This window comes from Rothia mucilaginosa, from assembly GCF_001548235.1.
GTDB lineage: Bacteria > Actinomycetota > Actinomycetes > Actinomycetales > Micrococcaceae > Rothia > Rothia mucilaginosa_B.
Window position 1 is genome coordinate 1053461 of sequence record NZ_AP014938.1, and the last position, 13801, is coordinate 1067261.

Genomic DNA, 13801 nt, shown 5'->3' on the forward strand with positions numbered 1-13801 from the left:
GCAGGGCAAAACTACAAGGCAAACACCGCACACCCAATACGCCACTCCCTACTCTTCACTCACTCAACTTCAAAAGGACTAATTTATGGCTACATGGCTCTACCGCATCGGTGAAGCCGCCGCCCGCCGCGCATGGGCTGTCAGCCTCATCTGGGCACTCATCATTGCCGGCGTAGCGGGTGCCTACACCGCGTTCCACGGCAAGCTCAGCAATACCTTCACCATGCCCGGAACGCAGACCCAGCAGCTCTCCGACGAGCTCGCACAGCGCTTCCCCAGCGCCAACCGCGGCTCCGGCCAGATCATTCTTACGACCGGTGACGGCACCGCCCTCACCGAAGAGCAGAAGCAGGCATTCTCCGCCGCACTGAGCGCGCTACCCAGTGAGGTGCCTTCCGTGGATGCGGTCACCGACCCGTTCACCACCACCTCCAAGCTTGCAGAAGCAAAAACCCAGCTTGACGAGGCGCACGCCAAGATTGACGCCGCCCCCTCCCAGATTGAGGACGGTAAAAAGCGGCTGAATGCCGCCGCCTCGCAGATTGAGGACGGCATGAAGCAGATTGCCGACAACGAGAAGAAGCTCGACGACTCACAGGTGCAGATTAGTGCAGGCCAGGAGCAGCTCGCCTCCGCGCAGAAGCAGGTGGACGACGCGCAGGCACAGCTGAAGGACGGCTACGCCCAGGCGGAGGCAGCAGGCTCACCCGCCGCCATGATCGAGCAGCTCAACGCCCAGCAGGCGCAGCTGACCGAACAGCAGAATGCCCTCAATCAGCAGCGCGATACCCTGACTGAGAGCCAGAAGCAGGTTGATGCGGGCCGTGCAGAAATCGCCTCGAAGAAGGACGAGCTGGCTGAGGGTCAGAAGAAGCTGGAGGAGCAGCGCAACCAGTTGCAGAAGACCGAGAATGAGCTGCCGGCGCAGCGTGAGCAGTTGGAGCGTCAGCAGAAGCTCTACGACTTCACCTCCGGCTACCGTATGGTCTCTGAGGATCAGTCGACGGCGATTGCGACGGTCTCGTTTAAGAAGAAGATTTTTGAGGTTCCGTCCGCTGATTTGCAGAAGGTTATGTCTAATATCGAGTCGGCGGACCTGCACGGTGCGACTGTCCAGTTTGACGCGAACCTGAGTGAGTCCGCGCCTGGTGGTGGCTCCCACACCGGTGAAGTTGCGGGTATGGTCATCGCCTTCATCGTGCTGATGGTTATGCTCGGCACCTTCGTGGCTGCTGGCCTGCCGATTCTCATGTCTCTGGTGGGCGTGGTGGTGGGTGTGCTCGGCACGCTCTCGCTGTCTTCTGTTATCCAGATGAGCTCCACCGCCTACACTCTGGGCATGATGCTTGGCTTGGCGGTTGGTATCGACTATTCGCTGTTCATTCTGAACCGCTACCGCACGAACCTGCTGGACGGCATGCCGAAGGTCCAGGCGATTGCCCTGGCGAATGGTACGAGCGGTAACGCCGTGGTTTTCGCGGCAAGCACCGTGATTATTGCGCTCGTGGCACTGAATGTAACCGGTATTCCTTTCCTGGGCGTGATGGGTAACGCCGCCGCGTTCTGTGTGGTGGTTGCCGCTCTGATCGCGGTGACTCTTACCCCTGCGGTGCTGTCCCTGGCGGGTACCAAAGTCATGTCGAAGAAGCTGTGGGCATCCATCGATACCCTGAAGAAGATTGAGGAACGCCGCGCGCAGGATGCCGAGCGCACCGAGAAGCCGAACGGCTGGTTGCGCTTCGTGCTGGCGCGTCCGCTGCTGACCCTGGTGGCCGGTACGCTGGCGCTGCTGGCGGTTGCCGCACCCATGACGCAGATGCGTCTGGGCCTGCCGGACGCCTCGAACTACCCCTCCGATAGCGCCGCGTATAAGTCCTACGCTCTCATCAGTGAGAAGTTCGGTGAGGGCATGAGTGCCCCGTTGGTTGCGGTCGCGCACACTCCCGCGCATATGAGCGAGGAGCAGGCTCAGCAGGCGCAGATTGATATTGCTACTGCTGTCAAGGAACGCGGCGGCTCGAACGTGCAGGCTGTGGTTCCCGGCGGTATGACCGATGACCGTACCCTCATGATTTTCCAGGTGATTCCTTCTCACAGTGCAAGCTCCGTGGAGACTGAAGAGCTCGTCCACGAGCTGCGCTCCGTGACCGTTCCGGTTCAGGGTTCTGAGGTGTCTCTCGGCGTTGCGGGTCAGACCAGCGGCAATATTGACGTCTCCGAGGTGCTTGCCCAGAAGCTGCCCCTGTACCTGGGCGTGGTGATGGGTCTGTCCTTCCTGGTGCTGATCCTGGTGTTCCGCTCGCTGATGGTTCCGCTCATCGCCTCGCTCGGTTTCCTCTTCTCGGTGCTGGCGAGCTTCGGCGCCGTGGTGTCGATTTACCAGCTGGGCTTCATGGGTGCCCTCTTCGGTGTGGACCACCCGGGCCCGGTGCTGTCCTTCTTGCCGACCCTGCTGATTGGTATTCTCTTCGGTCTTGCCATGGATTACCAGATGTTCCTGGTGACCGGCATGCGTGAAGCGTACATGCACGGCAAGGACGCACGGACTGCTATCGTAATCGGTTATAACCATGCGGTGCGTGTGGTGGTGGCTGCCGCGATCATCATGATTTCGGTGTTTGGTGGCTTCATCTTTGCCGAATCGACCATGATCCGCCCGATGGGCTTCGGCCTGGCGTTTGGCGTGCTCGTGGATGCGTTCATTGTGCGCATGACGCTGACCCCGGCGATTATGGCCCTGCTGGGCGATAAGGCGTGGTGGATGCCGAAGTGGCTGGATCGCCTCACCCCGAATATGGATATTGAGGGCGCCGCGCTGAGCGAGAAGATTCAGCAGGAGCGCGAGTCTGCCGCTACTGACTCGGGTAACAAACTCGGGTAAGGGTAAAGTATTTAGTGTGCGCTACGGCGCTCTCTAAAGACTTATGCGATGTGAAAGGGCAGGTGCACGGTGATGAGGAACCGCGCGAGTATCCGACAGGGGATAGGAGGCGTTCTGAATCGTGTGCCTGCCCCTTTTCTTGTCTTCTTGGGTGGCGGTACGGGTGCGCTGTGCCGTGTGAACACTCCTGGCGGCGTGCTGGTGGCGAACCTGCTGGGCTCGTTCACGCTGGGTCTGCTGACGGTGGTGTGGAATGCTTACGCACGCCGTGATGGTGAGGAGCGGATTCATTCGTTCCGCCTGCTCTTTGGTGCCGGTATGATGGGTGGCTACACGACGTATTCGTCGATTGCGGCGGTTTTGGCGCAGACGATTTTTCTGCCGTACACGGTGCACGAAGGGTACATGGCGCTTGCTCTTCTGGTGTTGCTTGTGGGTGGTTTGGTTGCCGCCGCGGCGGGCATGCTGACGGGTCGTTTTGTGGCGTCCCGCCTGGTGCCCGCTCGTGAGGGTGAGGAGGGTCGCTAATGTTTTTCACACTGATGGTTTTCCTCTGCGGCGGTTTGGGCGCGATGACCCGCTTCTTCGTGGATAAGGCGATGTCGCCTCGCCTGCGTACTGAGTCGTCGATTATTAGCCCGGTGTTCGTCATTAACCTGGTGGGTTCGTTCCTGTACGGGCTACTGATCATGCCGGTGTCTAATCCGCGCGCGCTGGGGGTACACTATAACGCCACGGAAGAGGTGGCGTTCTGGTGCACGGTGATTACGACCGGTCTGCTGGGTGGTTTTACGACGTTCTCGACCGCCATGGTGGAGGCGCTGACCGCCCGCTCTGAGGGTAAGACGGTGAAGTTCCTGATGCTGTGGCTGGTGCAGGTGCTTGGTGCGATGGTGGCTGCGATTGTGGGTGCACTCTTGTTTGTGTTGCTGTTTGGTCGGTATATTGCGCCGGTGTTCCCGCCGGATGTTCTGTACTGATGGCACCGACTGTAAGTGTGCGTTCCGCGTTGGGTGCCGTACAGCTTTTTCACAGTTTCGCTTAGGGTGAGCCATAGGGCGGTCTTTTACACTGGTGGTGAACGATATGCGGCGGGCATGAACAGGAACCCGCTATATACCACCAAGAATATATGTTGGAACGGGCATATATACAGGTGGGGTGCCTATATTCACTCTCACGACCTAAGGAACACACAGCATGCAGGAATTACTGAATAAACACATGATTGGCACTTTCGCCATTGAGATTGCGATGCTCACTATCGTGCTCTCCATCATTGGTTTTATCGGTATGCGCCTGCGTGCCAAGAAGACCGGTCGAGCGCACAGCGTCCGCCAGTACCTGCTGACCGCCTCCTTCGCGTTGTTCCTTGCCTCGATTCTTTCTTTGACACTAACTCCGATTGGTAGCGCAAATAGCGTCACGAACCCCGAACTCTACTATCCGCGTTTCTATGTGGGTTGGAGTTGGCAGCAGGCGTGGGATCTGACTAACGGCATGGGTCTGCGCCGCTTCGCAACCACCGTGTATGCGCAGCTCTTCTTCAATATTGCGATGTTCATCCCCCTGGGTTTCTTCACTGCGGGCTGCCTGCGTTGGGGTCTGCGCGCCACGGCGCTGAGTGGCTTCGCGCTCTCAAGCTTTATTGAGTTGAGTCAGCTGACCGGTAACTGGGGTCTGGCGGGCTTCACTTACCGCACCTTTGATGTGGATGACATTATGAATAACACTGCCGGCGCGGTTCTCGGTGCGGTCTGCATCTGGGTGGTGCGTGCGATTCGGAAGCGCCGCGCGGCTAAGCGTGACCGGGTGCTGGCAATGGCTACTGCCGCCGCGTAGAAGCCTCTGAATAGCAGACGTTTTCATAACATGATTGATATAATTCATGTTATGAAAACGTCTGCTCCTAGTCTCCTTCCTATCTTGCGTAGTGACCTGCAGGGTGAAGTGATGGCATTGCTGTTTTCTCACCCTGAGCGGCAGTACACGGTGTCTCAGATTGCCGATGCAACAAGCGCCTCATTGCCGACTGTTTCCCGAGAAGTGAATCGTCTGAATCAATCTGGTCTAGTGACTGTCCAGAATGTTGGTAAGGCCCGTATGGTGCAAGCCAAGGTTGATAATCCGGTGGGCCGGGCGATGCGTCAGCTGATTTTGGTAACTTATGGTCCTGTTCCGGTGCTCCGGGATACTTTGCAGAGTGTTTCCAATATTGAGGGTGCCGCTATTTATGGCTCGTGGGCTAGCCGTCGTTCTGGAGTGGCTGGGCACGTGCCGAACGATATTGATGTGCTGGTTGTTGGTTCTCCTTCACCTCAGAAGCTATATGAGGCTATTGATGATGCTGAGCAGAAGCTTGGCTATGAGGTGAACGTGAAGCGGTTATCTCCTGAGGCTTGGAACTCGCAGGATGGCTTCGTGCAGACTGTGCGGTCGCGTCCTATGGAGGTTCTCTTTGGGCAGCTGGAGGTGAACGATGTCCACGCTGAAGCCTAAACTGGGACCTTTTTAAGGTGCATTTCCTATCATCACCTCCGAAGCTTCTTCCGTGAGGTAGACGCAACGAACCCCTCATTTTCATAACCTGACTCGTGTTGTGCAGGTTAAAATGAGGGGTTCGCTGTTTTTAGATGAAACCCTATACAGGGAAGTTCCCAAACGGGAAGACTACTCGTCGGTCACCCGGTTTACAACACGAGTGCTGCGGTTGCCCTTGACCTCCTCGGGCAGCAGGACCGGCATGGAACCGGTCGGCGTGTAGGTTGCCGCGCGTGCCGCCGCGGTAGCGTGGGTGTCCTCAAACTCGGGGATGACCTCGGCGCTGGGTGCGCGGTACAGGTGGCTATTAGCCCACCACGCGAAGAGCAGAACCACAACCGCCAGGGCACTGGAAACGAACAGCCACGGGCTGAGCTGACCCTCGTAGTAGAGCTTGAAGAACGCGCCGCCCATGAAACCGCCGGCAATCGGGCCGCAGATCGGAACCCATGCGTAGAACCAGCGTGAAGTGCCCTTATCGTGGATGGGCAGCAGAGCGTGCATGAGGCGCGGACCGAAGTCACGGGCGGGGTTCAGTGCGTAACCGGTCTGACCACCCAGACCGATGACGAGCACGGCGACCATGAAACCGAAGGCGAGGGGCTTGAGCACGTCGTTGAGGTTGAGAGAGAGTTCTACACCGCCGCTGATGGACGGCTTGAAGTTCACACCGGTGTACAGTGCCGAGAAGACCAGCATGAACGTGCCGATCATTTCGGAGAGGGTGTTGGTGAAGTAGTTATGAATAGCGGGCACGGTGCCGAAAACGCCGAGCTTAATTTTCTTGTCGGCGGTTGCTTTCCAGTGCGGCAGGTAGTTGAGGTAGACCAGCCCGGCACCAACCATTGCGCCGAGGACCTGGGCGATGATGTAGCCGGGGACTTTCTCCCAGGGGAATTCGCCGTAGGCTGCCAGGCCGATGGACACGGCGGGGTTGAGGTGGCCGCCGGAGTATGCGTGGGAGGCGTAGACACCGAAGGTGACGGCGAAACCCCATCCGAAGGCGATGGTGAAGAAGTTGTCGCCGTGGCCTTTGGATCGGCGAAGTTCGACGTTGGCGATGACGCCGCAGCCGATGGTGCACATGATGAGCGTGCCGAAGAATTCGGCGAGGTAGGGGCTGATGGTGTACACGGGGTGTCCTTCAGGTAGTGAACTGCATGGTGGTGCAGTGCCGAGCGTGAGGGAGGTGTGGTTTTGTGTGGATTATGCCGCCTGGGTGGCGTGTTTACCCTTTGGCATCTATGGAACCTTGAATCCCCTAGAAGGGCAATACTTTGGTGTTATTTCACCCTTAGACATAAGCGGTTTTTCGGGTTTTTCGTTTAAAAATAAATGTGGAAAATGAGGGGAAAACCGGGCATAGTCCACACCTTGGACTCGTCCCTCAACTCGCGGTTGAACCCGTGGGTAAATTTATGAATAAATCCACGCATAAACTCACGAATAAACCCGTAGATCGATCAACACGTGAACCCCGCCTACACCACCTTCCGCCAGCACAGAATGCCCGGGCGCCCCATACGGGGGACCCGGGCAGATTCTATGGTTTTCAGGTTGTGGCGGCTTCTGGGCGGCTTGCGCGAGCCGCTGCGCGTGGGCTGTTACGCCCCTACTCGGTCGCTACTTCGCGCTCGCCCAGTCGAGAATCGCCTCGAAGAAGCGCTCGCATTCGCTCAGCTGCTCCAGCTCAATCCATTCGTTCGGAGTGTGCGCCTGAGCAATGTCACCGGGGCCACAGATGATGCTCTGCACGCCGGCACGCTGGAACTGGCCCGCCTCCGTGCCGTAGGTGACCTTCTGCGGCACGCCGTCGGTACCCAGCCACTCGTGCGCCAGGTGGATGAGCGGCGCGTCATCGGCGGTACCCAGACCCGGTACGGCGGCGAGTAGCTCGTGCTTCACGCCCACGCGGGAGGTGAGGCTACCGGGCTCCGCGCCGGTCAGCTTCTCGGCGCGTGCGGCGCGCGCCTGCAGATCGGGCAGAATCACCTCCGAAAGCTCACGGTCAATACGCTCCACAAAAGACTCGGTGGTCACCTGCGGCAGGGTGCGCACATCGTACTCCACGACCGCCTGCTCGGCGACAATGTTGTACTGCAGGCCGCCGGTTGCCAGGTTCACGCTGCCGGTGGAGTGGGGAATGATGAACGACTCGTCGAACGGGCCTTCTTCTTCCCACTGGTCCGCCATGTCGGTGAAGAAGGTGATGAATTCGCCGGCTGCGGCGACCGCGTTCACGCCGTGGGTTGCCAGGGAGCCGTGCTTGGGCACGCCGGTGAAGGTGACGCGGCCGCGGTGTGCACCCTTGTGCGCGGAGATAATGCGCATGCTGGAGGGCTCGCCAACAATTGCGTAGTCGGGGGCGAGGTTGCGGGCCACGAACTCCTCAATGAGGGAGGGCGCACCGACGCAACCGATTTCTTCATCGTAGGAGAACGCGAAGTGCAGGGGAGTGCGCAGCTTCGCCTCGGCAACGCGCGGCAGCAGCCAGAGCGCGACGGCGAGGAAGCCCTTCATATCGCAGACACCGCGGCCGTAGGCGCGGGTACCCTCCACGCGCAGGGTGAACGGGTCGGCGTCCCATGCCTGACCGGCAACGGGCACGACGTCCGTGTGGCCGGAGAGGATGAGCCCGCCGCGGGTGGTGCCGTCAGCGGCGGGAATGGTGACCAGCAGGTTAGCGCGGGTGCCGTCCTCGTTGTAGGTGCGCACGCCGCTGTAGCCGTAGCGGGCGAATTCGGCTTCGATGAGCTCAATGAGTTCCAGATTGGAGGTTCCGGAGACGGTGGGGATTGCGATGAGCTTTTCGAGCCAGGGGAGGGATGCGGGCTGGGTGGTCTGAGCCGTCATGACTGTTCCTTCTGAGCTGTGTTGGATGCGCCGTGTTGGGGTGCTGTGCGCTGTGTTGGGATGGATGCGCTGTGCCGTGTGCCGCGTGCGCTTTTATGTTCAGGGTACGCCGCGGGGCGGTATTCGTCGCCTCATGGTCGTCGAATACCGCCCCGTGACCCCTGCGCGGGGTTAGATGCTGTAGTTGTTCACGTTCGAGTGGTCGCCCAGCGCGTGGAAGTTACGCGAGTGGTAGACCAGCGGGGTGCCTTCGCAGCCGTTGCGGATGAACTCTTCAACCTTTGCGGTGAAGACGAGTGCGGGACCAGCCTCAACGCGGCTGAGCGGGGTTGCGCGCAGTACACGGCGCACGCCGTGGACGAGGGGCTCGCCGGTGTGGATGAATTCCCAGGTGCTGGGGTCTTCGAAGCGGGGGTAGTCGTGGGTTGCGAAGTTCTTCGCGAGGGTGACATTCTCAGCGTCGAGCATGTGCACGAGGAAGGAGGGTGCCGCCGCAATCTTTGCTGCGGAGCCGCTATTTGCCTTGAGGGAGAATGCGATGATGGGCGGTTCTGCGGCGACGGAGGTCAACGAGGAGGCGGTGAAACCTGCGGGTGCGCCGTTTTCATCAGTTGCGGTGATGATGGCGACACCTGCGGGCTGGTGGCCGAAGGCGAGCTTGAACTGCTCGGAGGTGTCGGCGAGGGGTGCCTGTGCTGCAATGGTTTCGGTCATGATCGACCCTTTCTTCTGCGGCTGCTTTTGAGGGTTCGTCCTGTGGTGTTTGCTCTGGGCGACCCTTTAGTTAAGGGGAGATATGTTTCAGAGTAAAGCTAATGGGTGCTGAACACCTTATTTATTGCCCTATGTTTCTTAGGTATACCTTTCATGACGTGGGGCGTGAAATATTACGTCATATTCTTTGCCGTTTGGGAGCTTCGAAGATGCACTCCGCCGGTTGCCCCGCTTCTGGGTCTGAGTAGTGGGTTGCGGGTGCTATCCCTCTCTCTTCTGCGGGGTTTCGCGGGGGTGAAGAGGGCTCTAGGGTATCCTTGCTTGGTACGCGAAAGCGCACCGCGCCCCGTATTTGAGGGGTTTTTCGGTGCGTGAACTGTGGGGAGAAGAGGGTTAATGAGCTGGTTGGCAACTATTCCGCTGCTGCTTTTTGCGGTCGTGTTGGCTTTTGGCCCGGGCTATGCGATGGGCTGGGCGTTGCGTGTTCCTGCGCGTCTGCGCGTTTTTTATGCGCCGCTACTGACTTTTGCCCTGGTGACTGTCTCCGCGATTGTGCTGGGTAAAACCGGTATTCCGTGGAGTCTGATTTCTTTCGTGCCGGTCGCCGCCGTGATGGTGGCTGCTGCCGCGGGTGTGATGCACCTGGTGGGCCGCCGCTGGCCCTTCGCCGTACCCGACGGCTCCAGCGAGGCGGCAGAGAACTGGGCGGGTAACACTGTGCCCGTCGCCTGGCCCGTTATCGGTGCGGTGCTGGGTGGTTTCTTGACCCTGCACGCAACCCAGCATATGGTCTTTGGCCCCGAGGCGTTCTCGCAGACCCTCGATAACTCGTTCCATATGAATGCGATCCGCTGGATTCAGGAGCACGGAGACGCCTCCAGCCTGACCATGGGCGCGGTTGCCGCTGCGAATCAGGAACCTACTTTTTATCCTGCGGGCTGGCACGACTTCGTGTACCTGATTTACAGCACGACCGGCACGAGCATCGCTACGGCAACCATTGTCATGATTCTGCTGGCGGCGGGCATTATTTGGCCCTGCTCCCTGGTGGCAATGTGCTTGAGTATTCCGCATCTGCGCCCCCTGCAGGCGCTCGCTATTCCGGCGCTGACCTGCGGTTTCTTTGCGTTCCCCGGTCTGCTGCTGTTCTGGGGTGTGCTCTTCCCGAACCTTCTTGGTTACGCCCTGCTGCCCGCGTTCGTGGCGCTGCTGCTGCACATGATTCAGCTCATGGTGCGCCGCGAGTATTCCTTCGTGCTGTCCCTGTCGCTGACGATTCTGGTGGGCCTGGGCGGTTTGGCTCTGGTGCATCCGAACGCCGTGGTTTCTGCCGCCGTGTTTGCTGTGCCCATGCTCCTGGGTGGCGTGGTGCAGGTGCTGCGTGCACGCGGCGCGTCCACGCGTGAGCGTCTGGTGGGTACCGGCGTGCTGGTGGCGCTCATCGCCGGATGCGTCAGTATCTGGTTGACGTTGCGTCCGAGCGAGGAAGCCAGCGACCTGTGGACTGCCATCATGAGCGAGGGCGAGGCGGTCTACCAGTTCCTGTTCCTGGGCCTGGAGAACGCAAACCCGCTGGGCGGTAATTTTGCTCCCGCATATCTGCTGGGGTTCTTGGCGCTGTGGGGTGTTGGTTACCTGCTGTACAAGCGCCGTAACCTGTGGCTGATTGGCAGCTGGATGCTCGTCGGCTACATGTGGATTGTTGCGGCTTCGGTGCCGCGCGGTGATTTCCGCCTGCTGATGGTTGCTCCCTGGTACACCGACCACTTCCGCCTGGCGGCTCTGGTGGTGTTCCCCGCAGTGCTTCTTGCCGGTATCGGTCTGGGTGGCACCGTGGAGGGCCTCTTCGTGCGCATCATGCATGCTATTCCGCGTGAGAAGCACGCGAAGATTGCCCCTGCGATGATGGGTGCCTCCATGGTGTTGGTGCTCGCGGTTGCGGGCCTGTCTTCCCGTACCCAGGCAATGCACGACGCAACCTTGCAGGTGGCGAACAGGTATCAGGTGACCCCGACCTCCGACATCCTGAACCAGGATGAGATGAACGTCATTAACGAGATCCAGAAGATCGTTCCCAAGGGCGACGTCATTGCGAACAACCCCTGGGACGGTAGCGCCTACATTTACGCGCTGGCTGACCGTCACCTGACCAGCTACCACTTCGAGTTCCAGACCTCCCCGAAGTATGAGCCAATCCTGAAGGATTTGAAGGATGCCCGCACGAACCCGGAAGTCTGCCGCGTCGTGAACGAGTACAACGTCCACTGGTACGTGCACTTGGAGAACCAGGGCAACTTCGGTCCCTCCCAGCAGAAGAACTATGACGGCATGGTTGCTGCTATCGGTACGGACGTTCTGACCCCGGTGTACTCTTCGGGTCCGATGACTCTGTACCGTATTAGCGCGTGCGATAACTAAGGCGATAACTAAACGGTGTCTCAGTGCTCCTACGGGGGTGAACGCATCTGCAGAAATTCGTGCACTGGTCTGCATTCTGGCGCTAAATCTGAGATACCGCGGAACCACTGATATGATGAAAGCCGGTATGTCCACTAGGGCATACTGGCTTTCACACGCACGGTAAGACACATTCGTTAGGAGGGGTAGCTGACCTATGGGTTCTCCCACATCGCCTCTTACCCCCCGCACGTATCCTCGTACGCTGGTGATTATGCCCGCATGGAACGAGGAAGAAGCACTGCCCGGCACTATTACTGAGTTGCAGGAGACGGTACCCTATGTGGACCTGGTGGTGGTCAATGACGGCTCCACCGACAACACCTCCGCTGTGGCTCGTGAGGCGGGTGCTTTTGTGATTGACCTGCCCTACAACATGGGTGTGGGTGCCGCCATGCGTACCGGCTACAAGTACGCGCAGCGCATGGGTTACGACTACGCTATGCAGGTGGATTCGGACGGTCAGCACCACCCCGAGAGCATCCCCTCGCTCATTGAGGCGGTTGAGGATTACGACATCGTGATTGGTTCCCGCTTTGCCGATGGCGCGGTGGACTATGAGGTGTCGGGTCCGCGTAAGTGGGCGATGAGCCTGCTGTCTTTCCTGTTTACCCGCGCGGCGGGTACCCCGTTCACGGATGTGACGAGCGGCTTTAAGATTGCTAACCGCCGCGGTATCGACTTCTACTGCCGCAACCTGCCCGCCGAATACCTGGGTGACACGATCGACATCACCGCCATGGCGATTAGCAACGGTTTGCGGGTGCGTCAGGTTCCGGTGCATATGCGTGAACGCCAGGGAGGTACCCCCTCCTCCGGTCCGCTGAAGTCTGCTGTCTATCTGGTTCGTTCACTGTTTGCCTACGGCATTTCGGTGAGCCGCCGCCCCGAGGAGAAGTAGCCGTGAGCGCCAGTGTTTTCTTCTTGATTCTTGCCATTCTGGTTTGCACTTTCGTGGTGATTCAGGTGCGTCACCAGCGCATGAAGGAGCGGTACGCCGCCCTGTGGCTGATTATTGGTGCCATCATCATTGTGTTGGGTGCTTTCCCGACTCTTCTGAACGGTGTGGCGGACTTTGTGGGCGTCGCCCTGCCGGTGAATCTGCTGTTCCTCCTGTCGATTCTGTTGCTGATGGGCGTGAGTATTCACCTGACCCTGGAACTGTCGCGCCTGTCGGAGAAGACCCGCATCCTGGCTGAGGAAGTTGCCATTTTGAAGGCGCTTCAGGAGCAGCCGGAGGGTGCCGCCGGTGCGAAGAAGCGTAACCAGCAGGATTCTTAAAAGCTTTACTGTCGAGACTTTCCATTTTTGTGAGTTGGAGTAATACCTCATGACCGTTGATATTCTGTTCCCCTACTACGGCGACGTCGCCATGATGAAGCAGGCTGTGCTGTCTGTGGTCGGTCAGACCAACCCGGACTGGCGTCTGATTGTTGTCGATGACGGCTACCCGGATGATTCGATCCCCGGCTGGTTCGAGTCGCTGAAGGACGAGCGCATCACCTACATGCGTAATGAAACCAACCTGGGTGCGAACGCGAACTACCGCAAGTGCTTGACCTTCGTGGAGAACGAGCTGGTCACCGTCATGGGTGCTGACGACGTTATGCTCCCCAACTACGTGCAGTGGCTTGTGGATGCGGCGGCTAAGCACCCCGAGGCGTCCATCTTCCAGCCCGGCGTGGTTGTGATTGATGAGAACAACGGCCTGTCGAACACTCTGGTGGAGCAGACTAAGGCGTTCTACCGCCCCAAGGGTGAGGCTGTTCTGCAGGGTGAGGAGCTGGCTACCTCCCTGCTGCGCGGCGCGTGGTTCTACTTCCCGTCCCTGGGCTGGCGTAAGGACGCTATCGTGGGCACCGGCTTCCGCGAGGGCCTGAACGTTATCCAGGACATGGCGCTGATCCTCGACATTACGATGCGCGGCGGCTCCCTGTACTACGACCCGCAGGTCGCGTTCATGTACCGCCGCCACGGTGGCTCTGACTCGTCCTGGCGTGCCCTGGAGGGTACCCGCTTTGAGGAGGAGCGCCGCTACTACAACACCATGGTTGAAGAGATGACTGCCCTGGGTTGGACGAAGGCTGCCCGCGTGGCTCGTATTCGTTTCTCTTCGCGTGCTCACGCGCTGACTCTGCTGCCGAAGGCGGCTCTGGCGAAGAAGTGGCAGGGTGTTAAGAACCTTGCCGAGCACGTCGTAAAGTAAAGACTTCAATCTAATAGGTGCGACCAGCAGAGAACGGAGATAGTGTGGAATCATCGGTAGAATCCCAACCGAAGAAAATGACTCGTGGTCATTCAATGGCAATTTTGGGATCGTCCGGTTTAGCTGCACTATCTTCTTTGGGAATTACC

Annotated in this window: 12 protein-coding genes; 9 read left to right on the forward strand and 3 right to left on the reverse strand. The window is 59.2% G+C overall.

The genetic code is table 11. From position 1 onward, the window contains the following. Nucleotides 1-85: 85 nt before the first annotated feature. The 5 genes from RM6536_RS04040 (at nt 86) to RM6536_RS04060 (ending at nt 5380) form a co-directional block, all read left to right on the forward strand. Nucleotides 86-2881, forward strand: a complete 2796-nt coding sequence (locus RM6536_RS04040; RefSeq protein ID WP_060824139.1) for an MMPL family transporter — start codon at nt 86-88, stop codon at nt 2879-2881. 123 nt (nt 2882-3004) lie between these two features. After that, entirely contained in the window at nt 3005-3409 is a 405-nt protein-coding gene (locus tag RM6536_RS04045; RefSeq protein WP_231918002.1) for a fluoride efflux transporter FluC, read from the forward strand. Further along, nucleotides 3409-3861 carry a fluoride efflux transporter FluC gene (locus tag RM6536_RS04050; RefSeq protein ID WP_060824141.1) on the forward strand — a complete coding sequence of 151 codons (453 nt, stop codon included), beginning with the start codon at nt 3409-3411 and terminating at the stop codon, nt 3859-3861. The genes RM6536_RS04045 and RM6536_RS04050 overlap by 1 nt, the downstream gene beginning before the upstream one ends. Nucleotides 3862-4081: 220 nt before the next feature. Next, nucleotides 4082-4723: a VanZ family protein gene (locus tag RM6536_RS04055; RefSeq protein WP_060824142.1), complete on the forward strand. Its 642-nt coding sequence runs from the start codon at nt 4082-4084 to the stop codon at nt 4721-4723. 111 nt (nt 4724-4834) lie between these two features. Beyond that, nucleotides 4835-5380: an ArsR family transcriptional regulator gene (locus tag RM6536_RS04060; RefSeq protein WP_171840174.1), complete on the forward strand. Its 546-nt coding sequence runs from the start codon at nt 4835-4837 to the stop codon at nt 5378-5380. 171 nt (nt 5381-5551) lie between these two features. Here the strand turns inward: RM6536_RS04060 and RM6536_RS04065 are convergent, their stop codons facing one another. The 3 genes from RM6536_RS04065 to RM6536_RS04075 all read right to left on the reverse strand — a co-directional run bounded on the left by RM6536_RS04065 (nt 5552) and on the right by RM6536_RS04075 (nt 8989). Further along, nucleotides 5552-6556, reverse strand: a complete 1005-nt coding sequence (locus tag RM6536_RS04065) for an MIP/aquaporin family protein (protein WP_060824144.1) — start codon at nt 6554-6556, stop codon at nt 5552-5554. Between the two features lie 489 nt (nt 6557-7045). Next, nucleotides 7046-8275 (reverse strand): acetylornithine deacetylase, encoded by a 1230-nt coding sequence (argE, locus tag RM6536_RS04070; RefSeq protein WP_060824145.1) that lies wholly within the window; start codon nt 8273-8275, stop codon nt 7046-7048. Nucleotides 8276-8446: 171 nt separating this feature from the next. After that, nucleotides 8447-8989, reverse strand: a complete 543-nt coding sequence (locus RM6536_RS04075; protein WP_060824146.1) for a flavin reductase family protein — start codon at nt 8987-8989, stop codon at nt 8447-8449. Between the two features lie 396 nt (nt 8990-9385). Between RM6536_RS04075 and RM6536_RS04080 the strand changes: the two genes are divergently transcribed. The 4 genes from RM6536_RS04080 (at nt 9386) to RM6536_RS04095 (ending at nt 13652) form a co-directional block, all read left to right on the forward strand. Continuing rightward, nucleotides 9386-11407, forward strand: a complete 2022-nt coding sequence (locus tag RM6536_RS04080) for a DUF6541 family protein (RefSeq protein WP_060824147.1) — start codon at nt 9386-9388, stop codon at nt 11405-11407. A gap of 253 nt (nt 11408-11660) precedes the next feature. Further along, the gene (locus RM6536_RS04085; protein WP_231918003.1) at nt 11661-12347 is read left to right on the forward strand and encodes a glycosyltransferase family 2 protein; all 687 of its coding nucleotides are present in this window, start codon (nt 11661-11663) and stop codon (nt 12345-12347) included. A 2-nt stretch (nt 12348-12349) separates the two neighbouring features. Then, complete coding sequence (locus tag RM6536_RS04090) at nt 12350-12727, forward strand: DUF2304 domain-containing protein (protein WP_060824149.1); 378 nt, start codon at nt 12350-12352, stop codon at nt 12725-12727. A 49-nt stretch (nt 12728-12776) separates the two neighbouring features. Next, nucleotides 12777-13652, forward strand: a complete 876-nt coding sequence (locus tag RM6536_RS04095) for a glycosyltransferase family 2 protein (protein WP_049345952.1) — start codon at nt 12777-12779, stop codon at nt 13650-13652. Nucleotides 13653-13801 lie beyond the last annotated feature (149 nt).

Coding starts and splice junctions, on each gene's coding strand:
- RM6536_RS04085 (WP_231918003.1), top strand. CDS start 11,661: ATGCCCGCATGGAACGAGGAAGAAGCACTGCCCGGCACTATTACTGAG.
- RM6536_RS04050 (WP_060824141.1), top strand. CDS start 3,409: ATGTTTTTCACACTGATGGTTTTCCTCTGCGGCGGTTTGGGCGCGATG.
- RM6536_RS04055 (WP_060824142.1), top strand. CDS start 4,082: ATGCAGGAATTACTGAATAAACACATGATTGGCACTTTCGCCATTGAG.
- RM6536_RS04080 (WP_060824147.1), top strand. CDS start 9,386: ATGAGCTGGTTGGCAACTATTCCGCTGCTGCTTTTTGCGGTCGTGTTG.
- RM6536_RS04060 (WP_171840174.1), top strand. CDS start 4,835: ATGGCATTGCTGTTTTCTCACCCTGAGCGGCAGTACACGGTGTCTCAG.
- RM6536_RS04075 (WP_060824146.1), bottom strand. CDS start 8,989: ATGACCGAAACCATTGCAGCACAGGCACCCCTCGCCGACACCTCCGAG.
- argE (WP_060824145.1), bottom strand. CDS start 8,275: ATGACGGCTCAGACCACCCAGCCCGCATCCCTCCCCTGGCTCGAAAAG.
- RM6536_RS04040 (WP_060824139.1), top strand. CDS start 86: ATGGCTACATGGCTCTACCGCATCGGTGAAGCCGCCGCCCGCCGCGCA.
- RM6536_RS04095 (WP_049345952.1), top strand. CDS start 12,777: ATGACCGTTGATATTCTGTTCCCCTACTACGGCGACGTCGCCATGATG.